Here is a 22,543-nt window from a genome sequence, read left to right on the forward strand (position 1 = left end):
GCCGCTAATGGATAAGTCTCGACGGCTGGCCGGAAGTGATCCTTCTCGGTCGGCCGATAAAACTGCCGCCATTCACCGGAAAGGGGCACAAGGGCGGCGGGGCGGCAGGCCGTGAGCAGGGCCGCGGTCCGTTCCTTGTCCACAGGAATGGGCTGCGGCAGCAGCTTATCCACAGGGTGTGTGCGGAATCTGTGGACACCGGAATAGATCAATCCCGATCGTTGGTCGGCCGGGACGAATCAGGGTTCAAACCACCCTCACACACTCATTCGGGTGGGAATGACTCGTCCCAAAGAGTTGATCGGTGATACAGGGGTGACGCCGTTCACCTACCGCTCTCCAGCGCGAAACCTGGCGCCCCTACCGATTTGTCGACCTTGTCGAGCTGTTCTGTCGACTTGTCCCCAGGCCCCCATCCCGGCCTGTGGATAACTCTGTGGACAGTGGACGAACTCCTACGCCCTGCCGTCGAGGCAGCGCGCCAGCCAGTCCGAAGCGGCCGTGAAGTCACCTTCCGCGGTACCCGCGCGGGGCGGGCGCACGTCACCCAGAGCGACGCCCGCGCGCGGGTACGAACCGAGGAAGCGGACCTGCGGGCAGGTCCGCTTGAGGCCCATGAGGGCTTCGCTGACGCGGCGGTCGGAGACGTGGCCCTCGGCGTCGACCGCGAAGCAGTAGTTGCCGATGCCGGCGCCGGTCGGCCGGGACTGGATCAGCATCAGGTTCACCCCGCGCACGGCGAACTCCTGGAGCAGCTCCAGCAGGGCACCAGGGTGGTCGTCGCCGAGCCAGAGCACCACGGAGGTCTTGTCGGCGCCCGTCGGCGCGGACGGCCGGGCCGGCCGCCCGACGAGCACGAAGCGGGTCTCGGCGTTCTCGGCGTCGTGGATGTCGGTGACCAGCGGGACCAGCCCGTAGGTGGCGGCGGCGAACTCGCCGGCGAAGGCGGCGTCGAACCGGCCCTCCTGGACCAGGCGCGCACCGTCCGCGTTGGAGGCGGCCGACTCCCACACGGCATCGGGCAGGTTGGCCCGCAGCCAGTTGCGCACCTGGGGCTGGGCGACCGGGTGCCCGGTGACGGTCTTGATGTCCGACAGGGCCGTCCCCGGCCGCACGAGCAGCGCGAAGGCGATGGTGAGCAGCACCTCGCGGTAGATCATCAGGGGCTCGCCGGAGGAGAGCTCGTCGAGCGTGGCGGTGACCCCGCCCTCCACCGAGTTCTCGATCGGGACCAGCGCGGCCGCGGCCTCGCCGGTGCGCACGGCGTCCAGGGCGGCCGGAACCGACACCATCGGGACCAGTTCGCGGGTCGCGGCTTCGGGCAGCGTGCGGAGGGCGGCTTCGGTGAACGTGCCCTCGGGACCGAGATAGGTGAAGCGGGTGGCCGTCATGTGATCAGCCTAATCCTGGGCGGTGCCCGCAGGAGGCGCTGTTCACCCTTCGAGCAGCCGCTGTCCGACGTACTCTCCGGCGCGGGGGCCCGGCGGTACGGCGTACAGGCCGCTCGACTCGTGCCGGATGAACGCCGACAGCGCGTCCCCCCGATCGAGCTTGCGCTGGACGGGGACGAACCCGCGCAGCGGGTCGGCCTGCCAGCAGATGAAGAGCAGCCCGGCGTCGGGTGCGCCGTCGGCGTCGATCCCGTCGTGGAAGGAGAAGGGGCGCCGCAGCATGGCCGCCCCGCCGTTCTGTTCGGGGGCGGAGATCCGCGCGTGCGCGTTGGACGCGATGACGGGCTTCCCGTCGGGGCCGAGCTTGTCGAGGGCCATCTCGGTGGTTTCGCCGCCGCCGGTGAGCGGGGCGCCGGTGGCCTTGGTCCGGCCGATCACCTGCTCCTGCTGGGCGGTGGTCTGCCGGTCCCAGTCGTCGAGGAGCATGCGGATGCGCCGGACGACGGCGTACGAGCCGCCGGCCATCCACGCGTGCTCGGCCGGACCGGGGCCCGCGTCCGGCACGAAGATCCGCCGGTCGAAGTCGGGCTCCGCCGGCTTGGGGTTCCCGGTGCCGTCGACCTGGCCCATGAGGTTGCGCGCGGTCATCGGGGTGCCGGTGGCGCCGGGCGACCGGTTGAAGCCGTTCATCTGCCAGCGCACGCGGGCAGCCGTTCCCGCGTCCTTCTGCAGGGCCCGCAGGGCGTGGAAGGCGACGAGCCCGTCGTTCGCGCCGATCTGGACCCACAGGTCGCCGTTGCCGCGCCGCTCGTCGAGCCGGTCGGCGGAGAAGGCGGGCAGTGGATCGAGGGCGGTGGGGCGGCGGGCGGTGAGGCCGGTGCGCTCGAAGAAGGAGTGGCCGAACCCGAAGGTGACGGTGAGGGAGGACGGGCCGGCGTCGAGGGCGATGCCCGAGTCGGCGGAACCGGCGACCTCTCCCGCCATGAGCAGGCGGGCCGTGTCCGACCAGCGCCGCAGCAGGGCCGCGGCCTCGGGACGCCCGGCGCCCGGGGCGAGGTCGAAGGCGAGGAGGTGGCCCTTGGCCTGCAGGGGCGTGGTGATGCCGGACTGGTGGTCGCCGTGGAAGGCGACCTGCGTGGACCCGAGCGAAGCGAGGCTGCCCGCCGCTCCCGTGGCGGCGCCGCCCGCGGGTCCGGCCAGCGCGGAGTGGGCCATGGCGCCGCCGGTGGCGCCGAGGGCGAGGCCCGCGGCGCCCGCTGCGCCGACGGTGCCCAGCAGCCGGCGCCGGGAGATCTCGATGTCGGGGTTGCTCTCGGTCACGCTGTTCAGCCGATCTTCACGGTCTTCTGGACGGTCGTCTGGTCGATGTCGGAGGAGCGGACGGTGACGTCGATGCGCCATTCGCCCGACAGGGGCAGCTGCACCCCGGACGCCGTCCAGTGTCCGGGAGTGGCCCGGTCGGGAAGGACGGGCAGGGGGCCGACGTCCTTGGCCGGAAGAGTGAAGGACACCTTGATCTCCGGCAGGTCGAAGGGCTGGCCGTCGGGGGTGTCGGCCCAGAGGTGCAGGGTGTTGGCGCCGACCCGGCCCGGATCGAGTTCCAGGCGGACGGTTCCCTTGCCGTTCGCACCACCGGTGTCGAACGGCAGGCTGACCTTGACGGCGCGGTCGGGAACGGCGGTGGAGACCCCACCGCGGCCCGTCTCCTGCTCCGCCGCACGACCCGGTTCCGTGCTGGTCAACACGGTGGTGACGGCGAGCAGGACCACGGCGACACCCGCCTCGGCGAGCACGGAGCGGCGCAGGCCGGCCCGGCCGGGGTCGGCGTCACGGACCTGCTTCTCCCGGGCGTTCTCACGGGCGGCGAGCTGCCGGGCGAGTTGCGCGGCCCGCTTCGGGTCGGCCGCTCCGCCGGAGCCGGCCGGGGCGGCGCCGCTCGTGGTTTCACGTGAAACACCGCCCCCCGTTCCACGTGAAACACCGGCCTTGGTTTCACGTGAAACACCGCGCTTCGGGGGCGGGGTCGGGGCTGCGGCCGTGGCCGGGCTCGCCGTCGCCGTTGCCTTCGCCGGCTCGCGTACGGGTTCCGCGGGCTCCTCGGCGAGCCGGGCGGTCCACCTGCGGGACAGGTAGGCGATGGCGACGAGGACGGCGACGAGGCCGACCTTGAGCAGCAGCAGCCGGCCGTAGTCGGTGCCGGTGAGGGCGGACCAGCTGCCGAGCTGGCGCCAGGACTGGTAGACGCCGGTGACCGCCAGCACCACCACGCTCGTGAACGCCACCTTCGAGAACCGCCGCACGGCGTCGCGTTCGATCCCGGGCACCTTGTACAGGGCCACGAGCAGCGCGGCCAGACCGCCCAGCCAGGTGGCGACCGCCATCAGGTGGAGGATGTCGGCGGGCATGGCGATGACGGGCTGGATGCCGGTGGACGCGTGCTCGGACAGCGCCCAGGTCGCGGCGATGCCGCCCGAGACCACGGCGCCGCCGATGGCCAGGCCGAAGGTGAGGTCGCTGGTGTCCTCGGCCTCTTCGGCGGTGCCGGAGCCCTGCTGGCGCCGGGCGTAGACCCCGAAGAGCACGGCGATGAACAGGGCCGCGGCGCCCAGCAGGAGGAGCCGGGAGATGAGCGAGGCGCCGGTCTTGGTCTCCAGCACGTCCCTCAGCCCGCCCAGGTCGAACGCGTCGGCGAACTTCCCGGAGCCGGTGTAGGGGGTACGGAGCACCAGCATCGCGAGCGTGGCCGCCGTCAGCGTGACCCAGGCCCGCACCACGAGCTTCTGGAGGGGGCGCTCGCCGGCGCCGCGGCGCCAGCAGAGCAGGATGAAGGCGGCGCCGCCGACGAGGACGGTGAAGCCCGCGTAGGCGACGTAGCGGGCGATCCCGTACGCGATGCCGACGGGACCGCCGCCCGCCCCGGCGGCGGGAAGGGCGACGCTGGTGGCCGAGGGCGCGCCGACGGAGAAGGTGAAGGCGCCGGCGATGGGGTGGCTGTCGGCCGAGACGGCCTGCCAGGCGACGGTGTAGGTGCCGTTGGGAAGGCCGGAGTGCAGAGCGGTGCCGTAGCGGATGGTGTTCCCGCTGCACATGTCGCGCAGTTCTCCGGTGTCCACGCGCCTGCCCTGGGGGTCGAGGACGCGGATGGAGTCGTCGCCCATGGCGACCTGCTCCGAGAAGGAGAGCGAGACCTGGGCGGGCGCCGTGGCGACCACCGCCCCGTCCTTGGGGTCGCTCGCGGTGAGTGCGGCGTGTGCCGAAGCCGGGGAGGCCGCGGTGAACAGGGTTGCCAGCAGGGCTGCGAGGACCAGCGCGAGCCGCGGCAGGAAGGCCGGGGCAGGGGCGCGGACCGCGGAATGGGCGGGGGCGGTGGCCGTCATGGCGTGTCGATTCCTCGGTCCGTCAGTGGGCGTTGGAGTTCTGCGCGGTGTACGTCCGTTCCTTCACGTCGAGCTCGACCTTGACGGGGTCGGCCTTCTCGAAGTGCAGCTCGACGGTGACCTTCTCGCCGACCTTCGGAGTGCTCTTGAGCCCCATGAACATGACGTGGTTGCCGCCGCGCTCCAGGTTGAGCTCCCCGTTGGCCGGCACGTCCATCGACGGGACCTGCTTCATCTTCTGGTCCTTGGTCTCGTGGATCTGCAGATCGTCCGAGAGCGGGGAGGTGATGCCGGTGAGCTTGTCGGCGGTCTTGGAGCCGTTCTTGATGACCATGAAAGCGCCGGCCATCTTGTCGTTGACGGGCTCGGGCATGAAGCCCCCGCTGACCGTCATCGCGGGCTTGTCCCCGTCCGCCCCGCCGTCGTCGGAGGAGCAGCCGGATATGGCGAGCGCTGCCGTCAGGGAGAGGGCGGCGGCGAGGGCTCGGGTGGTGCGGGTGTTCACGGGTTCTCTCCCTTGACGATCTTCGGCAGGTCCTTGGTGTAGTCCTCGACTGTCGTGCCCTCGCCGTAGAGGACGTAGCCCTCGTCGGTCTTGGGCGAGAACGCGATGACCTGGGCGCCGTGCATGGAGACGACGCTGCCGTCGGCCTCCTTCTTGGCTGCCTCGATACCGATGCCGAGCGCGCGCGCGGCGGCCTGGATGGTGGTGAAGTCCCCGGTCAGCCCCGTGAAGGCCGGGTCCTGGGATCTCAGCCACGAGCCGAGGGATTCGGGAGTGTCCCTTTCGGGGTCGGTGGTCACGAAGACGACCTGGAGGTTGTCCTGGTCGGCCTTGGGGAGGGCCTTCTTGGCGACGGCGATGTTGCTCATCGTCAGCGGGCAGACGTCCGGGCAGTTGGTGTAGCCGAAGTAGATGAGCGTCGGCTTGCCCTTGGTCTGCTCGCGCAGGTTCCACGGCTTGCCCGTGGTGTCGGTGAGGACGAGCTCCGGCTTGGTGAAGGGCCGGTCCAGGAGGGTCGCGGCCTTCCCGGTGCTCTGCCCGCCGGCGATCTGGGTGACCGAACCGGACGGGGCGGGCTCGCCGCCGCAGGCGGTGAGGGTGAGGGCGGCCACCGCTGCGAGAGCGGCGGCCGTCACACGTGTGGTGCGCATGAGGAGATGTCCCTGGGATCGGGGATTGTCGAGTGGGTACGGAAACGGCGGGACCCGCGTGAGGATGCGGCGGGTCAGGCGGAGCGGCGGCGCGCGGCGACGCCGAAGGCGACCCCGCCCAGGCCGATGACGATGCCCGCGATGCCGAGGGCGCGCGCGGTGGTGTCGGAGCCGTGGTCGGAGGCGGCCTCGTCGTGACCGCCCTTCGCCTCGCCGCCGTTCTTCGCCGGGTCGGCCGACGCGTCACCGGCGTCGTGGTGGTCGGCGCCCGTGGCGGCGGTCAGCTTCAGGACGGGCGCCGGGTTCTGCGGCTCGGCCGCGCCTTCCTTGGTCTCCTCGATCCACCGGACGACCTCGCCGTTGTCGTAGGTCTGGATCGCCTTGAGGACCATCTGGTCGGCGTCCTCGGGGAGCTTGCCGACGGACAGCGGGAACTGCTGGAACTTGCCCGACTCGATCTTGCCGCCGGACCAGGTGACCTTGGTGACGGCCTTGGTGATCTGCTTGCCGTGCACGGTGAGCGGCTTGGCGAGGTCGCTCGTCTCGACCTTCACGGTCCAGCCGGGAACGTCCTGCGGCATGACGGACGTCAGCGGCTGGTCGGCCGGGAAGTTGACCTCCAGCTGGGTCGTCGAGGCGTCGTCGCGCTCGTTGGGCACCTTGAGGCTGATCGTCGCGTACCCGCCCTTGGTGGCCTCGCCGGGCTGCACGCTGACGTGCGCGAAGGCGGTGCCGGACAGGACGAGGACGCTGCCGGCGGCGAGGGCGGCGGCGAAGGAGAGACGAGAGGTCTTCATGACGGGAACACTCCACGGAGGCAGGGGTGACGGTGGCTCCGCGCACGGACGCGCGCGGAGTTCGCGGCACGGGTGCTCCCGCCGGGTGTCCGGGGAACGAAGGTGCCGCGTCAGGCTGCGAGGACGAGCGCCACGGGCGGCCCGCGCCTGATCACGGTGTGCTGGAGTGCTTCGCGGCCGGTGGCCGCGGCCGGCGCGTCACCGGTGCGCGGCGCCCGCGGAGCGGGCCGGGCGCCGGAGGGGAGCCCGGCCTGGAGGGCCCGTACGAAGGCCAGCGCGACGCGCAGCGGCTGCAGCGGGGCGGCGTCGGCGGAGAGCCGGGACAGTTCGACGAGCCGGAACAGCGCCGCGTCGCCGCGGCCGAGCAGCAGGCCGGCGCCGAGCGCGGCCAGCAGGTGCCCGGCCAGCATGGCCGGGCTGAACAGGCCGGGGTCGGGCGCGGCGGTGGCGGCCTGGCCGAGGTGGGCGTGCGCGCTGTGGGCGTGGGCCGCGGCCTGACCGGCCAGGGCGGCCGGGTCCAGCCCGGCGGTCTCCAGGATCTGCCGGGCGTCCGCGGGGCTGAGCGGTACGGAGTTGCCCCCGCACACCAGCCGTGCGGCGAGCGCGGCGAGCGAGCCGTCGGCGGAGCCGGCGGGTGCCTGCGCGGCCGCGCTGCCGTGCTGGCCGAGGCCGAAGAGCGCGTGCAGTGCGAGCTGTCCCGCGGTGAGCGCGGTGGCCAGGCCGGGCAGGGTGCGGCGGCGTCCCGCGAGCGGGGCGGCGATCGAGAACACCCCGAGGAAGCCGATGCAGAGCGCCCACCACGGCACGGTCGCGCAGGACGCCAGGGCGTGCCCGGTCGCGGACAGCACGACACAGACCGCGGTGAACACCGCGGCCCGGATCAGCCGGAGGCCCGCTCCGGCCTGCGTCACGTGGGGGGCAGTCATGGCCGGGACATCATCGCACTGCGCTTAGCCCCTCCATACGGCAGGTCCGGAAGGTCCCTTGAGTCCCCTTGGACGGACGCCACAGGTACGGGACAAGCAGGACGAACGGACCGCTCACGCCGTCCGGATCGGCGTCCGGATCGAGGCCCGGATCGGGGTCGACACGGGTCTCGGCCGCGGCCGACGACCGGTGTACGGGGACGCCGTCCGCTTACACCGCGGCCCCGGAGCGCCACATCGACCGAACGAGGTCAATGTGCGCACCAACGGCCGTACGGCGCTTACCACCCCCCGCGGGCGGCAATACGTAACCGTATGAGCATCTGGTGGTCTGTCCACTTGAGGCGCGAAGCCGCGAGCGTGCCGCTCGCCAGGCGGCTGCTGCTGGGGACGATGGAGACCGCGGGGGTGGACCCGGACATCTCCTTCGACCTCTCGGTGGCGCTGACCGAGGCCTGTGCGAACGCGGTGGAGCACGGCGGAGGCGCCGGCGACCTCCCGGACGGTGCCGAGGCGTACCACGTCACGGCCTATCTGGACGGGGACCGCTGCCGCATCGAGGTGGCGGACTCGGGCCCGGGATTCCCCGCCGCGACGGTGGCCCGCCGCAGACCCGCCCTGGCCGAGCACGGCCGGGGGCTGCACCTGATCGCCGAACTCGCCGACCACGTCCGCTTCCGCAACCGCCCCGGCCGGGGCGCCGTGGTGAGCTTCGACAAGATGCTGAAGTGGCGCGACGACTCCCTCCTCGGGGCGGTCTAGGTATTGATCATGAGCGTTGTTAACAGGGCCGCCCCCAGGCCGCCCGCCCATCGGCGCACACGCACCCCGGGTACGCCGATGGGCGGGACCCCGGCCGGGGTCCCGCCCATCGGCGGTGGTGCGGGGCGGGTCAGCCCTTCAGGCGCGCCATCCAGGCCTCGACCTCGACCGAGGCGCGGGGCAGCCCGGCCGACAGGTTCCGGTTGCCGTCCTCGGTGACGAGGATGTCGTCCTCGATCCGGACGCCGATGCCGCGGTACTCCTCGGGCACGGTCAGGTCGTCGGCCTGGAAGTACAGGCCGGGCTCCACCGTCAGGCACACGCCGGGCTCCAGCGTCCCGTCCACGTACGCCTCGGTGCGCGCGGCGGCGCAGTCGTGGACGTCCATGCCGAGCATGTGGCCGGTGCCGTGCAGGGTCCAGCGGCGCTGCAGGCCGAGCTCCAGGACGCGCTCGACCGGGCCCTCCAGCAGGCCCCACTCGACGAGCTTCTCCGCCAGCACGTGCTGCGAGGCGTCGTGGAAGTCACGGAACTTCGCGCCCGGCTTGACGGCGGCGATGCCCGCCTCCTGGGACTCGTACACGGCGTCGTAGATCTTGCGCTGGATGTCGGTGTACGTGCCGTTCACCGGCAGCGTGCGGGTGACGTCGGCGGTGTAGAGGCTGTGGGTCTCCACGCCGGCGTCGAGCAGCAGCAGGTCCCCGGAGCGGACGTCGCCGTCGTTGCGGACCCAGTGCAGGGTGCAGGCGTGCGGGCCGGCGGCGCAGATCGAGCCGTAGCCGACGTCGTTGCCCTCGACCCGGGCGCGCAGGAAGAAGGTGCCCTCGATGTAGCGCTCGGACGTGGCCTCGGCCTTGTCGAGCACCTTCACGACGTCCTCGAAACCGCGGACGGTGGAGTCGACGGCCTTCTGCATCTCGCCGATCTCGAAGTCGTCCTTCACCGCGCGGGCCTCGGAGAGGTAGACGCGCAGCTCCTCGTCCCGCTCCTTGGTGACCTTGTCGGTCAGGGCGGCCTCGATCAGGGCGTCGTGGCCGCGGACGGTGCGCACCGGGCCCTCGGCCTCGGCGAGGGCCTCGGCGAGCTCGCGGACGTCCTTCGCGGGAACGCCCAGCAGCTGCTCGGCCTCGGTGAGGGAGTGGCGGCGGCCGACCCACAGCTCGCCCTGGCCGGACAGCCAGAACTCGCCGTTCTCACGGTCGGAGCGGGGCAGCAGGTAGACGGTGGCCGTGTGGCCGCTCTTCCCGGCGGGCTCCAGGACCAGGACGCCGTTCTCGGTCTGGTCGCCGGTGAGGTACGCGTACTCGGTCGAGGCGCGGAAGGGGTACTCGGTGTCGTTCGAGCGGGTCTTCAGCCGTCCCGCGGCGATGACGAGGCGGTCGCCGGGGAAGCGGGCGGACAGCGCGGCGCGGCGGGCGGCGGTGTGCGCGGCCTGGGGGATCGGCTCCAGTCCGCGCAGTTCGGTGTCGGCCCAGCCGGTGCGCATGCTCGCCGCGAGTTCGTCGCTGACGCCCGGGTACAGACCGTTCTTGCGCTGCTTGTGCGTCTTCTTGGGCTGCTCTTCTTCCGGGGTCTCCGGGGTGAGCTCGTCAGCCACGTCTTCTCCTCAGCTACGACAGGCACGGACCTGGGTGTGGACCCCGTCCATCGTATGGGTGAGCGGACGGCGCACAGGAGGGGGTGTGCCATATCACTCAAATCGGGCGGCCAGCAGGACGACGTCCTCGGCGACGTCGGCGGCTTCCCCTTCGGGCAGCACGGTCCGCAGGATGTGGTCGCAGAGCGCCGCCGGATCGTCCCGGGCCGCCCGCGGCACTCCGGACGCGGCCGCGTGCAGCCGGGCGTAGGCCCGGTCCATCGCGTCGCCGGTACGGCGCAGCAGCCCGTCCGTGTAGAGCAGCACCGTTTCTCCGGCAGCGGGCTCGATCTCCACGCTCGGCGCCTCCCAGCAGGACAGCATCCCGAGCGGTGCGGAGAGCGAGGTCTCCAGGTACTCGGTGCGCCGCTCCCCGATCAGCAGCGGCGGGGCGTGTCCGGCCCCGGCAAGGACGATCTTGCGCTGGGCGGGCTCGCAGTAGGCGAAGAGGGCGGTGGCCGAGCGCGCGGGTTCGGTGAGGCGCAGCAGCAGCTCCAGGTCGGACAGGACCGCGACGGGGTCCTCGCCCTCCATGACCGCGTACGCGCGCAGGGAGGCGCGCAGCCGGCCCATCGCGGCGACCGCGCTCGGCCCCGAGCCGGTGACCGACCCGACGGCCAGCCCCAGCGCGCCCTCGGGCAGGGGGAGCGCGTCGTACCAGTCGCCGCCGCCGCGCGGGCCGGTCCGGTGGCGGGCGGCCAACTGGACGCCGGGGATCCGCGGGAGCCGGCTGGGCAGCAGCTCCTCGGCGACGGTGGCCAGGCGGGCGCGGGAACGCTCGACCTCCAGCATGCGGGCGATGTGCTCGGCGGCGTACCGGACGTAGAGCCCGACGAGGTCGCGCTGGCGGTCGTCCGGCTCGGCCTGCTCGTCGTACAGCCAGACCGCGGCTCCGAGCCGGCCGGTGGCCTCGGCGGTCAGCGGCAGGGCGTAGCTGGCGGCGTAGCCGAGGCGGGCGGCGACCTCGCGGTGGCGGGGGTCGGCGGGGGAGCCGAGACCTCCGGCGCCTGCCGGGGCGCCCGGCTCGGGGAGCACCTCGGAGCCGCCCTGGGCGTCGGGGAGCCCGTCGAGGATGCGGCCGTAGGAGGTCGCGCTGCGCGGCACGGTCTCGATGTGCCCGAGGTCCGCGTGGCCGAGGCCGAGGCCGATCGTGGAGCGGGGGCCGAGGCCGTCGGAGGGTTCCAGGACGATCAGTGCCCGTCGCGCGCCGACCAGGGTGGCGCCGGCGCGCAGGAACTCGCGGAGGGAGGAGTCGAGGTCACCGGCGCGGGCCAGCCGCTCGGTGAGCTCGTGGAGGGTGGTGAGGTCGGAGACCATGCCCGCGAGGCGGTCCTGGATGATGCTGCCGGCGAGCGGCGGCGGGACCGCCTCGGGAGCAGTCCGGGGCGCCGCGGGTGCCGCAGTGTGCGGTGACGCGGTAACTGCTGGATCGATTCCAGCCACTTTCGGCAGATGCGGGGCGCTCATGGCGTCCGCCTTTCCACCTGGTGCGATTCGCCAAATAGCATCGCAAACCCCCAGATCGTGCTGCGCGCCATCAAGGAATCCACATCTACACGCACATGAGGACGCATGTCCAGCATCGCCCAGGTCCCAATTCTGGTGTTCGGTGGACGGCAACTCACGGTCGAGCCAAGGCTAGAACTTGGCCGGAAAAAGCTGGATCCCGACGGTTTTTGCGGTCGACTGGGCGGGCTGGCAGGACGCAGGGATGCAGCGGGGTACGTAAACGGCAGTATCCAGGGGCAGTTGGCCCCTGCCGGCACGTGCGGGGAAGCTGCGGAGCAGCTGCGCGGAACCACCCGGCGCGGGGCCGTCGTCCTTAGCGGCGGCAGCAGGTCCCGGTGCCGATGCGGGTTCCGGTGCGGTCGCGTTCCGCCCCGGCCGGACGTTTGATGGAGCCGTAGGAAAACGGTACGAACCGGTACGAACCGTGTGAACCTGCTTCTGGCGGACAGTGACGCGAAACGTGTACGTGCGGTGAGATGCCCCGTACATGGTGTGATGTGGCCCTCGACGTTCAACGGAAAGGAACGAGCGCTCATGCGCGAGATCCTCGGAAGGCGTCTCCAGTGGCTCCGCGACCGGATCCAGTCCCTGCGCCCCGCCCCGGCGCCGAGCGGACCGCCGGCTCTCCTCGACGCGGCGCTGACCTGCGCCACCGCCTGGGAGTGGCCCGTGCTGCCCGGCGTCGGCCGTTCGAGCACGGACGGCTCGCGGTGTGCCTGCCCCGATCCCGACTGCGTCGTCCCCGGCGCGCACCCCTTCGACCCCGGCCTCCTCGCGGCGACCACGGACCCCCGGATGGTGACGTGGTGGTGGACCAACCGGCCCGCCGCACCGGTTCTGATGGCCACCGGCGGGGCCGCGCCCTGCGCGGTGAGCCTGCCCGCCACCGCCGCGGCGCGCGCCCTCGTACGCCTCGACGCGCAGGGCCTGCGGCTCGGTCCGGTCGTGGCCACGCCCACGCGCTGGTCGCTGCTGGTGGCCCCGTACTCCCTGGAGCGGCTCGGCGAACTGCTCTACGCCAAGGACCACGTGCCCTCCTCGCTGCGCTTCCACGGTGAGGGCGGCTACCTCCTGCTCCCGCCGTCCGCAGCGTCCGGCGGCGGCGAGGTGCGCTGGGAGCGCGAGCCGCGCGCGGCGGACCGCACCCGGCCCCGGTCCGTGCGCGGGCCGCGGACGGCGGCGGGTGACACCGTGCGGACCCTCTGGCTGCCGGACGTCGAGGCGGTCGTGGACGCGCTCGTCGAGGCGAGCACCGGGGCGCCGGGCGGCGGGAGCCGGCTCGCGTACTGACCCCGTACGGCACCCGCGGATCACTCGTACGGGTGCCGACGGGGCCGGTTTACCGCGGAATTGGGCGCGGGGATCTCCGCGCCCCATTCCGGGATCGCTATCTTCGGCGAATGAATCTCCGCCTGATCGGTATCGGCGCCGGTGTGTTGATCATCTTGTCGCTCCCGCTGGCCGGGGCGATCGCCGGGCCGGATTACGACGGTCGGGAGGACGGGAAAAACGGCGGCCTGTTCTCGGCGCTCGGGCTTTCGGACGGGTCGCGCGCCGCGGCCGGCCCGGCCGCCGGACGCGCCCCGGCCGCCGGACGCGCGGAGCCCGGTCCGCCGCGGCAGCCGCGCACGGACTCCCGCTGCGGGCCCGAACTCACCTCCCCCCACGGGCTGGAGGCGCAGACCTGCGTCCTGGTCGGCGAGGGCCGCACCTGGGGCCGCAGCTACTACCGCAACACCGGCGGCCGCGCGCTCGACGCCGTACTGACGGTGATGGGGCCGGCCGGGCGGACGGTGCAGATCCGGTGCGAGGTCGCGGCGGGCGACGAGCCGGGGCTGTGCGAGACCCCGCGGGAGCCCTCCAGCGGAACGCCGGACGCCTACTCGGCCGTTGCGGAGTTTGCAGTTCCGGATGATGAAGGTGCACTACTGCTGCGGTCCGGGAGCAACTCACCAGCACCGGGCGACGGTTGAGACCGTCGGGAAAACAAGCGCCCGGTCGCTGGCGACGGGGGATGCACCAGCGACCGGGCTACAAGAACGGTAACAAGAGATCGCCTGTTCGCAAATTCGATCTCTGATATTCAGACACCGATTTGCAGACGATTAGCGGGAGTTGTGACTCCGGTCACCGGCCCCGTCCCGCCGTGCGGGTCAGCTGAGCGTGACCTGGCGGTTGGTGAGGCCGCCGCGCGCCCGGCGCTCCTCCGTGGTCAGCGGCGCGTCCGAGGCCAGCGCCCCGGCGAGCCGCTCCGCGAACTCGGCGGCCGGCTTCTCCACGTCGTCCGCGGTGACGCCGGTCGGCAGGTCCCAGACGGGGACCACCAGTCCGTGCGCCCGGAAGGAACCGACCAGTCGGGTGCCTTCGCCGAGCGAGGAGGTGCCGGCCGCGTGCAGCCGCGCGAGGGCGTCGAGCAGCTTCTCCTCCGGGTGCGGCATGACCCAGCGCAGGTGGTTCTTGTCCGGGGTCTCGCACCAGTAGGCCGCGTCCACGCCGGCCAGCTTGACGGTGGGGATGGCCGCCGCGTTGGCGCGTTCGAGCGAGGCGGCGATCTCCGGGGAGGCGCTCTGGGCGCTCTCCGATTCCGGAATCCAGAATTCGAAGCCGCTGTGCACAACCGGCTCGAAAACGCCGTCGACGTCCAGCAGGTCCTGGAGCCGCGGACCCTCGGCCGGCACCCGGCGGGCCGGAACGGGCGTGCCCGGCTCCGCGGCGAGGGCGCGCTCCAGGGTGTCGGCCATGTCGCGGCCGAGGTCCCCGGTGGAGGACTCGTTCTGCAGACCGAGCAGGACGGACCCGTCCTCGCGGCGCAGCGCCGGCCAGGCCATGGGCAGTACGGTCACCAGCGTGACCGACGGAACACCCTCGGGCAGGCCGCCCTTGAGGGTCAGCGGCACGGTGGCCGCGGGGACGAGCTCGCGCAGCGCGACCCAGTCGCACTCGCCCGGCAGGCCCTCGAAGGGGCGCTGGACGTGCTCGGTGACGGCGTGCGCGGCGGCCGCGCCGTGGCAGGCCTTGTAGCGGCGACCGGAACCGCAGGGACAGGGCTCGCGGGCGCCCACCACGGGGATTTCACCGGTGTTGAGCTGCGGCTTTGCAGTCTTGGCTGCGGGGCGCTTCTTGGCCATCGTGGGTGTCTCCCGGTTGCGGCGGTACGGCGTCGTGTCTGGGCGCGAGCCTAGCCGTTCGCACCGCCGCGGCCGGTGGGTGCGGCCGGGAGCGGGGTCGGGAGCGCGGTCGGCGTGCGCTCCCGAAGGGGCTCGGTTCAGGCGGCCGGATCGTCGAAGGCCGCGTCGAAGCCGAGGGCCTGCGGCGCAACGCGCGTAGCGAAGTCGCCGCGCCGGGGTCCGCAGGCGAGCACCACCCAGACGGTGACCTCGCCCGCCGCGCCGTCCCGGACGCCCCACTCCTCGGCCAGGGCGCCGACGATGGTGAGCCCGCGACCGCCGCGCGCGGTGACCGAGGGCGTGGCCGGCACGGGGCGGGTGGGCCCGCCCCCGTCCGTGACCTCGATCGTCAGCCCTCCGGCCGCGTCGACGCGCCAGGCGGCGCGGACCTCCCCGTCCCCCAGCTCCCGTCTGCCCAGGGGCCTGCCGTGCCGGCAGGCGTTGCCGAGCAGTTCGGACAGGACCAGTACGGCATCGTCCACGACCGGGTCCGGCACCCCGCCGCGACGCAATTCCTCGCGCATCCGGTGCCTCGCCTCGCCCACGCCCGCAGGACCATGGCGTATGTCCATGCACGACGACGTGGGCACTTCCTGTGCCACCATCAACGCCACCCCCGGAACCTCCTTAGCCCCACGCATGGTCTGGATGCCCCAATGGCCTGGACCGGAAACCGCCGTGGCGGAGCCCCCTGACGCATTCATGACGAACCGGGGCCGGGCGGATGCGCCGGGGCACACCCTGTGATTGGTGAGTCGCCCGGGGCGAGTGGGCAAAGAGGGACGTCAGCGTCCCAGCTGGGACAGAACCTGACGGGGTCTGTTCGTGATGATGGCCTCTACACCGAGGTCAGCGCACAGCTGAACGTCTTCCGGCTCGTTCACCGTCCACACGTGGACGGGATGTCCGGTGGCCTGGAGTTTGCGGATGAAGGCGGGGTGGTTGCGCACGATCCGCATGCCCGGACCGGCGATGCGCACTCCGGCCGGCAGCCGTCCGTCCCGCATGCGGGGGGTGATGAACTGCATCAGGTACACGGTCGGCACCGTCGGCGCCGCGGCCCGCACGCGGTGGAGGGAGCGCGCGGAGAAGCTCATGACCCGGACCGGATGGGGTCCCTCGGCGGGCGGGGCGTCCAGGCCGAAGCGCTTGAGTAGGAAGAGGAGGCGCTCCTCCACCTGTCCGGCCCAGCGGGTCGGGTGCTTCGTCTCGATCGCCAGCTGGACCGGCCGGCCGGCGTCCGCGGCCAGCTCCAGCAGGCGCTCCAGGGTGAGGACCGAGGTGCGCTCGGGGTCGGCGTCCCAGTCGGGGGACTCCTCGCGGTCCTTCCAGGACCCGAAGTCGAGCGCGGCGAGATCGGCCAGCTCCAGGGCGGAGACGGCGCCGCGGCCGTTGGACGTACGGTTCACGCGGCGGTCGTGGACCAAGACCAGATGGCCGTCGGCGGTGAGCCGGACATCGCATTCGAGCGCGTCGGCGCCGTCCTCGATGGCCTTGCGGTAGGCGGCCAGGGTGTGTTCGGGGGCATCCTCCGAGGCGCCGCGGTGGGCGACGACCTGGATGGGGCGCGGCATTGCGTGGGTCACCGGGTCATGGTGCCACCGGGAGGGCGTCGGGCGACGCGGCCGCATTCTGCGAGCAGCTCGAAATGTCGGATATAAAGAATGGCGGGAGACTCACAGGTCCGGCTTACAGTGCCCTGACGGGTCATGGGAAAGGCTTTGCCCAGGAACTTGTACGGCTCGTCGAACGTTCAGTCGGACCGATGTAAGACCAGAGAACACCGAAGCCGTGTGTGACGAGGAGAGAGCGCTGTGAGCACCGAGAACGAGGGCAACGCGGCCCAGACGCCCCCCGCGGCCCCGTCCGCACCACCTGCTCCGGCCTCCGAGACGCAGGCGACGGCCCCCGCGCCGCAGCCCGCGCCCGCGCCGGCACCGCACCACCCGGCCGACGCCCGCCCGACCGACGGACCGCCTGCGGCGGCCGTTCCGGCGGCCCCGGCCCAGCCCCCCGCGGGACCGCCCGCCGCCGATCCGGCGACGCAGCAGCTCCCCCCGACGGCCCCGCCCGGCGCCGAGCCGACCCAGCACCTCCCGCACACGCAGCCGCCGCAGGCCCCGGCGCAGGCTCCGGCGCAGGCTCCGGCGTACGGGCAGGACCCGGCTCCGGCCTACGGACAGGCTCCGGCCTACGGACAGGCTCCGGCGCAGGGGCAGGACCCCGCTCCGGCCTACGGAGAGCCCCAGGCCGGGGCGCAGGCTCCGGCCGCGCACGGCGCCGGGGGCTGGCCGCCCCCGCCGCCGACCGTTCCGGCGTACGGCGCGGGCGGCGGCCACGGCGGCGCCGCCTGGGGAACCACGTACGCGGACGGGAACCCTCCGCCCAAGAAGAAGGGCCGCGGCGGCCTGATCGCGGGCGTCCTCGTCGCGGCCCTGCTCGCGGGCGGCATCGGCGGCGGGGTCGGCTACTGGGCCGCGGAGCGCAGCGACAACGGCAGCGGCTCCACGACGATCAGCGCCGGCAACACGCCCAAGGACCTCAAGCGCGACGCGAACTCCATCGCGGGCCTGGCGTCCGGCGCCCTGCCCAGCGTGGTCACCATCGAGGCCTCGGCCGGCGACGGCGAGGGCGGCACGGGCACCGGCTTCGTCTACGACCAGCAGGGCCACATCCTCACCAACAACCACGTCGTGGCCTCCGCCGCGAACGGCGGAAAGCTCTCCGCGACCTTCTCCGACGGCAAGAAGTACGAAGCCGAGGTAGTGGGCCGCGCGCAGGGCTACGACGTCGCCGTGCTCAAGCTGAAGAACCCGCCGGCCGGCCTCAAGCCGCTCCCGCTCGGCGACTCCGAGAAGGTCGCCGTCGGCGACCCGACCATCGCGATCGGCGCCCCCTTCGGCCTGTCCAACACGGTCACCACGGGCATCGTCAGCGCCAAGAACCGTCCGGTCGCCTCGGGCGACGGCTCCGGCGGCAAGAACTCGTACATGAGCGCCCTGCAGACGGACGCCTCGATCAATCCGGGCAACTCCGGCGGCCCGCTGATCGACGGCCGCGGCGCGGTCATCGGCATCAACTCCGCCATCCAGTCGGCCGGCAACGGCGGCTTCGGCGGCGGCCAGGCCGGCTCCATCGGCCTCGGCTTCGCCATCCCGATCAACCAGGCGAAGAACGTCGCCGAATCGCTGATCAAGACCGGCAAGCCGGTGTACCCGGTGATCTCGGTCTCCGTGGACCTCCAGGCCAAGGGCGACGGCGCCAAGATCTCCGAGCAGGGCGCGGCCGCCAACGACCTGGTCGACCCGAACGGTCCGGCCGGCAAGGCGGGACTCAAGCCCGGCGACGTCATCACCGAGTTCGGCGGCAAGCCGGTCGACAGCGGCCCGTCCCTGATCAGCATGATCTGGACGTACAAGCCGGGCGACACGGTGAAGCTGACCTACCTGCGCGGCGGCAAGCCGACCACGGTCGACATCACCCTCGGCTCGCGGGTCGGGGACAAGTAGCGGTCGGCCGTTGGCCTGATCGGAGAGGGGCCGCAGGCGGGAATCCGACTGCGGCCCCTCCCAACGTCCGCTTATGCTTCGCTCGTGTTCGATTCTCGGCACATACGGACGTTCCACGCCGTCGTCACCTCCGGGTCCTACTCGGCGGCGGCCCGCGCCCTCGGGTACACCCAGCCCGCCATCACCCAGCAGATGAAGGCGCTCGAACGCTCCGTCGGCACCCCGCTGTTCACCCGGGTGGGACGCCGGATGCAGCTCACCGAGGCCGGCGAGTCCCTGTCCCGCCACGCGGAGGCCATCCTCGGCAGCCTCTCCGCGGCCGAGGCGCAGCTGACGGCCTACGCCCGCCTGCGCACCGGACGGGTACGCCTGTGCGGCTTCCCCAGCGCCAACGCCACGCTCGTCCCGGACGCCCTGAGCGGCCTGGCCGCGGAGCACCCGGGCATCCAGGTGGAACTGCTGGAGGGCGAGCCGCCGGGGTCCCTGCGCCGGCTGGAGCGCGGCGAGTGCGACATCACCCTGGCGTTCACCTACCCGGGCCTGCACGAGGAGGTCCCGGAGGAGGTGGCCGAGATCAGGCTGCTGGAGGACCAGCTGACGGTGCTGCTCCCGACCGGGCACCCGCTCGCCCGGCGCCGGGCCGTGCACCTCGCGGACCTCGCCGGGGAACGGTGGATCGCGGGCTGCCCGCGCTGCCGGGCGAACCTGCTGCACGAGTGCGCGGAGCTGGGCTTCGTGCCCGACATCCGCTTCGCCACCGACGACAACCTGGTGGTGCAGAGCCTGGTCGCGCAGGGGTTGGGCGTGGCGATGATGCCCGCGCTGGTACTGCCCTCGCTCTCCCTCAGCCGTGTCTGCGGCCGGGCGCTCCAGCCGGCCGCCCGCCGCCACATCGCGGCCTACGTCTACCGGGACCACCTGCGGGTACCGGCGACGGCGGTGGTGCTGGACGCGCTGCGACGGGTCGCGGCGAACCGGGTCGGCTGCTGACCGATCCATAAGCGGGACTTGGGATTTCGGGTCACAACTGTCGTTGGACGCGGGGGAAGGACCGCAGGACGCTGCGGGCATGACCACCACGACGCCGGCCCGCACCACCACGAGGATGGCCGCCCTCGTCCGTGAGATCCGCTCGGTCGTCGACCGGGGCCTGGCGCCCGACGTGACCGCGTACCTGGTGGGCGAGGTGCTGGCCCCGCACCTGGGTGCCGCCGACCTGCTGACGCCGGCGCAGCGGGAGGGCGACCCGGAGCGCTACCGCCAGCACGTCCTGCACGCCGAGTCCGACGGGAGCTTCTCGGTGGTGGCCCTGGTGTGGCTGCCCGGTCAGGAGACCTGCATCCACGACCACGTGTCGTGGTGCGTGGCCGGCGTGCACCAGGGCGCGGAGAGCGAGCGGCGCTACCGCCTGGTGCCGGGGACCGGGACGGGCACGGGTGCGGGGTCCGGATCGGGTGGCGGGTCCGGTGGCGGGTCCGCGCGGCTGGTGGCCACCGAGGACGTGGTCAACGGGCAGGGCGACGTGTGCGGTTTCGCCCCGCCGGGCGACATCCACTCCGTGCGCAACTCCTGTGCCGGTACCGCGATATCCCTCCACGTCTACGGCGCCGACGTGTCCCGGCTGGGCACGAGCATCCGCCGCGTCTACACGCTCCCCGTCGGCTGATGGCCCTCCTCAACCGCCCCCAGGGCGCGCCGGTCCGCCGTGTTTCACGTGAAACATCCACTCCTTGGCCCGGGTTGGCCGCGGCCGCGGCCGGAGCGCTGGTGGCGTGGCTCGTCCACCGGGCGGTGCCCGCGGTACCGATGCTGACCGCCGCGGTGGTGCTGGGCATCGCCGCCGCGCACCTTCCCGGCCCGCGCGTCTTCGTACGGGGCACCGCCCGCCCGGGGCTCTCCCTGGCCGGGCGGCGACTGATGCGGATCGGCATCGTCCTGCTGGGCCTCGGGCTGGGGCTCGACCAGGTGGTGCGGCTGGGCTGGGCGACCGTGGCCATGGTGGCCGGGGTGGTGGCGGCCACCTTCTTCGGCACCCTGTGGCTGGGTCGCCGCCTCGGACTCCCGGGCGACCAACCCCTGTTGATCGCCACCGGGTACTCGATCTGCGGGGCCTCGGCGATCGGTGCGGTGAGCGAGGTCTCGGGCAGCGACGAGGAGGACGTCGCCGCCTCGGTGGCCCTGGTCACCCTGTGCGGAACGCTGGCCATCGCGGTGCTGCCGCTGCTCCAGGGACCGCTGGGACTGTCGGACCCGGAGTTCGGGCGCTGGGTCGGCGCGAGCGTCCACGACGTCGGGCAGGTGGTGGCCACGGCCCAGGCCGCGGGCCCGGGAGCCCTCGGCGAGGCCGTGCTCGTCAAGCTGATGCGGGTGGCGCTGCTGGCCCCGCTGGTGGCGGCCGTGGCCTTCTCCGTACGGGCCCGGCGGCGCGGAGTGCGCACCGCCTCGGGCCGCAGGCCGGCCCCGGTGCCGCTGTTCGTGGCCGGGTTCCTCGCGGCGGCCGCCCTGCGGGCCACGGGGGTGCTGCCCGACGCGGCGCTGGAGTGGGCGCACACCGCCCAGGAGGCGCTGCTGGCCGCGGCCCTGTTCGGACTCGGGAGCGCGGTGCACCTGCCGACGCTGGCCCGGACCGGCGGGCGGGCCGCGACGCTGGGTCTCGGGGCCTGGGTGGTGGTGGCCGGGGTGTCGTACCTCGGGGTGCTGCTGACCCTGTGAGCCGTGCAGGGGGAAGGAGTTGGCCAATTCCTGGCCGGAACCGACCGAACGTTCCGACCGCCTCCTGACATCGACACCCGCCCGTGCCACTCTGCCCCGACATCCCCCACCGCGCACCGCGCACCGCGTACCGCTGACCCGCATCGGTACGGCGCACTGCGTACCCGCATCCGCACCCGTACGGCGCACTCACACCCGTTGGGCGCACTCGCACCCGCACCCGTACGGCGCATCCCGCACCGCGCAGCACCGTTGCACAGCCGATCCGCACCGACCGCTCTTCACCCCCGCCCTGCCCCGGACCGGGCACGGCCGAAGGAGTCCTGCGTGAATCGTCGTCGCACCGTCCTGTCCACCCTCTTATCCGCCGGCGCCCTCCTCGCGGGCGCCCTCACGGCCGCGCCCCCTGCCGCCGCCTCGGACGCGCCCGCGTCCGCCGCCTTCCGGCAGCAGCACGTCCAGGGCTTCTGGAGCGCCGAGCGCATGCGGGGCGCCACCCCGCTCGACGTCACGGCGGCCCCGGGAGCGGCCCGTACCCCGGTCGCCGCCCCCGCCGCCCGACCCACCGCCATCGCCCCGACGGCCCCGGCCGCCGCCTCCCCCACCGCGTTCCCGCAGGGGGGCGGTGCGTGGACCGGCGGTGGGGCGGTCGTGAAGACCTCGGGCCGGGTCTTCTTCACCATGGGCGACCGGACCGCGTCCTGCTCCGGCGACTCGATCACCAGCGCCAACGGCAGCACGGTGATCACGGCCGGCCACTGCGTGAAGTACCAGGGGGCCTGGCACACGAACTGGGTGTTCGTCCCGGCCTACGACAACGGCAACGCCCCCTACGGCCAGTGGTCGGCCACCAAGACGTTCGCCACCGACCAGTGGGCCGCGAGCGAAGACATGAACATGGACGTCGGCCTCGCCGTCGTCGCACCGCTGAACGGCCGCACGCTCAGCCAGGCGGTGGGAGCCCAGGGCATCCTCTTCAACGGCGGCTACAACAAGAGGATGTACTCCTTCGGCTTCCCGGCCGCGGCCCCGTACGACGGCACGAAGCTCGTCTACTGCAGCGGCAACAGCGGCAAGGACTTCCTGCTGACCAAGGACCACAGCCTGTCCTGCAACATGACCGGCGGCTCCAGCGGCGGCCCCTGGTTCCAGGACTTCGACGAGGCCACGGGCCTGGGCACCCAGGTCTCGGTCAACAGCTTCGGCTACACCTTCCTGCCGAACCGCATGTACGGCCCGTACTTCGGCAACGAGGCCAAGGCGGCCTACGACAAGGCCCAGACGGCCTGATCCACCCCGCCCCGGCCCCCGCCACGGCCCGGTACTCTGTACCGGCCAGGTGGGTTGCCCGAGCGGCCTAAGGGAACGGTCTTGAAAACCGTCGTGGCAGCGATGTCACCGTGGGTTCAAATCCCACACCCACCGCACCGCGTCAGCGCCATGCTGACCGGAAGGGGCGCCCCTCACGAGGGGCGCCCCTTCTGCGTGGGCGCGGCCGGGCTGCGATCCGGCGGGTCGCGTCCTTCGCCGCGCGAAGTCCGGCTCCGGTGGGCGAAGGCGCACAGCGGATTCTTCGGGTTGCCGTGCCGACGCCAGCGTGCC

18 protein-coding genes, 1 tRNA gene and 2 pseudogenes are annotated in these 22,543 nt (G+C 72.9%); 9 read left to right on the forward strand and 12 right to left on the reverse strand.

The genetic code is table 11. From position 1 onward, the window contains the following. Positions 1 to 455: 455 nt before the first annotated feature. The 7 genes from pheA to CP968_RS17315 all read right to left on the reverse strand — a co-directional run bounded on the left by pheA (position 456) and on the right by CP968_RS17315 (position 7,646). On the reverse strand, positions 456 to 1,391 hold the full coding sequence (gene pheA, locus CP968_RS17285) for a prephenate dehydratase (RefSeq protein WP_150518883.1): 936 nt from the start codon (positions 1,389 to 1,391) through the stop codon (positions 456 to 458). Between the two features lie 42 nt (positions 1,392 to 1,433). Beyond that, positions 1,434 to 2,711, reverse strand: coding sequence for an iron uptake transporter deferrochelatase/peroxidase subunit (gene efeB / locus CP968_RS17290; RefSeq protein WP_229886400.1), 1,278 nt, complete (start codon positions 2,709 to 2,711; stop codon positions 1,434 to 1,436). Between the two features lie 5 nt (positions 2,712 to 2,716). Next, positions 2,717 to 4,768, reverse strand: a complete 2,052-nt coding sequence (locus CP968_RS17295; RefSeq protein WP_150518885.1) for a copper resistance CopC/CopD family protein — start codon at positions 4,766 to 4,768, stop codon at positions 2,717 to 2,719. Positions 4,769 to 4,790: 22 nt separating this feature from the next. Beyond that, positions 4,791 to 5,273, reverse strand: coding sequence for a copper chaperone PCu(A)C (locus tag CP968_RS17300; protein ID WP_150518886.1), 483 nt, complete (start codon positions 5,271 to 5,273; stop codon positions 4,791 to 4,793). Next, positions 5,270 to 5,923 carry an SCO family protein gene (locus CP968_RS17305; RefSeq protein ID WP_150518887.1) on the reverse strand — a complete coding sequence of 218 codons (654 nt, stop codon included), beginning with the start codon at positions 5,921 to 5,923 and terminating at the stop codon, positions 5,270 to 5,272. The genes CP968_RS17300 and CP968_RS17305 overlap by 4 nt, the downstream gene beginning before the upstream one ends. A 74-nt stretch (positions 5,924 to 5,997) precedes the next feature. Then, complete coding sequence (locus CP968_RS17310) at positions 5,998 to 6,720, reverse strand: YcnI family copper-binding membrane protein (RefSeq protein ID WP_150518888.1); 723 nt, start codon at positions 6,718 to 6,720, stop codon at positions 5,998 to 6,000. A 110-nt stretch (positions 6,721 to 6,830) separates the two neighbouring features. Then, positions 6,831 to 7,646, reverse strand: coding sequence for a hypothetical protein (locus CP968_RS17315; protein WP_150518889.1), 816 nt, complete (start codon positions 7,644 to 7,646; stop codon positions 6,831 to 6,833). Between the two features lie 315 nt (positions 7,647 to 7,961). On the opposite strand from CP968_RS17315, the gene CP968_RS17320 reads away from it, so the two are divergent. Beyond that, positions 7,962 to 8,408 carry an ATP-binding protein gene (locus tag CP968_RS17320; protein WP_150518890.1) on the forward strand — a complete coding sequence of 149 codons (447 nt, stop codon included), beginning with the start codon at positions 7,962 to 7,964 and terminating at the stop codon, positions 8,406 to 8,408. A gap of 130 nt (positions 8,409 to 8,538) precedes the next feature. On the opposite strand, the gene CP968_RS17325 is transcribed toward CP968_RS17320, so the two are convergent. Next, positions 8,539 to 10,005 (reverse strand): aminopeptidase P family protein, encoded by a 1,467-nt coding sequence (locus CP968_RS17325; protein WP_150518891.1) that lies wholly within the window; start codon positions 10,003 to 10,005, stop codon positions 8,539 to 8,541. Between the two features lie 93 nt (positions 10,006 to 10,098). Continuing rightward, a pseudogene (locus tag CP968_RS17330) lies at positions 10,099 to 11,627 on the reverse strand (PP2C family protein-serine/threonine phosphatase). A gap of 460 nt (positions 11,628 to 12,087) precedes the next feature. Between CP968_RS17330 and CP968_RS17335 the strand changes: the two are divergent. Further along, positions 12,088 to 12,843: a bifunctional DNA primase/polymerase gene (locus CP968_RS17335; protein ID WP_150518892.1), complete on the forward strand. Its 756-nt coding sequence runs from the start codon at positions 12,088 to 12,090 to the stop codon at positions 12,841 to 12,843. Positions 12,844 to 12,953: 110 nt separating this feature from the next. Beyond that, complete coding sequence (locus tag CP968_RS17340) at positions 12,954 to 13,526, forward strand: hypothetical protein (RefSeq protein WP_167536813.1); 573 nt, start codon at positions 12,954 to 12,956, stop codon at positions 13,524 to 13,526. Positions 13,527 to 13,706: 180 nt separating this feature from the next. On the opposite strand, the gene CP968_RS17345 is transcribed toward CP968_RS17340, so the two are convergent. The 3 genes and pseudogenes from CP968_RS17345 to CP968_RS17355 form a co-directional block, all read right to left on the reverse strand. Continuing rightward, complete coding sequence (locus CP968_RS17345; protein WP_150518893.1) at positions 13,707 to 14,681, reverse strand: DUF5926 family protein; 975 nt, start codon at positions 14,679 to 14,681, stop codon at positions 13,707 to 13,709. A 137-nt stretch (positions 14,682 to 14,818) separates the two neighbouring features. Further along, positions 14,819 to 15,420: pseudogene (locus CP968_RS17350) on the reverse strand (ATP-binding protein). A gap of 85 nt (positions 15,421 to 15,505) precedes the next feature. Then, complete coding sequence (locus CP968_RS17355; RefSeq protein ID WP_189828912.1) at positions 15,506 to 16,294, reverse strand: glycerophosphodiester phosphodiesterase; 789 nt, start codon at positions 16,292 to 16,294, stop codon at positions 15,506 to 15,508. 240 nt (positions 16,295 to 16,534) lie between these two features. On the opposite strand from CP968_RS17355, the gene CP968_RS17360 reads away from it, so the two are divergent. The 6 genes from CP968_RS17360 (at position 16,535) to CP968_RS17385 (ending at position 22,366) form a co-directional block, all read left to right on the forward strand. Then, positions 16,535 to 18,229, forward strand: coding sequence for a S1C family serine protease (locus tag CP968_RS17360; protein WP_150518895.1), 1,695 nt, complete (start codon positions 16,535 to 16,537; stop codon positions 18,227 to 18,229). 84 nt (positions 18,230 to 18,313) lie between these two features. After that, positions 18,314 to 19,219 (forward strand): LysR family transcriptional regulator, encoded by a 906-nt coding sequence (locus tag CP968_RS17365; protein WP_150518896.1) that lies wholly within the window; start codon positions 18,314 to 18,316, stop codon positions 19,217 to 19,219. 79 nt (positions 19,220 to 19,298) lie between these two features. Beyond that, positions 19,299 to 19,895 (forward strand): cysteine dioxygenase family protein, encoded by a 597-nt coding sequence (locus CP968_RS17370; RefSeq protein WP_150518897.1) that lies wholly within the window; start codon positions 19,299 to 19,301, stop codon positions 19,893 to 19,895. Beyond that, complete coding sequence (locus CP968_RS17375) at positions 19,895 to 20,941, forward strand: YeiH family protein (protein WP_150518898.1); 1,047 nt, start codon at positions 19,895 to 19,897, stop codon at positions 20,939 to 20,941. Before CP968_RS17370 ends, CP968_RS17375 begins: the two co-directional genes overlap by 1 nt. Positions 20,942 to 21,268: 327 nt before the next feature. Continuing rightward, a complete protein-coding gene (locus CP968_RS17380; protein WP_150518899.1) occupies positions 21,269 to 22,231 on the forward strand; it encodes a trypsin-like serine peptidase in 963 nt (320 codons plus the stop codon). A gap of 48 nt (positions 22,232 to 22,279) precedes the next feature. Further along, a tRNA-Ser gene (locus CP968_RS17385) sits at positions 22,280 to 22,366 on the forward strand. Positions 22,367 to 22,543 lie beyond the last annotated feature (177 nt).

This window comes from Streptomyces subrutilus, from assembly GCF_008704535.1.
Taxonomy (GTDB): Bacteria; Actinomycetota; Actinomycetes; order Streptomycetales; family Streptomycetaceae; genus Streptomyces; species Streptomyces subrutilus.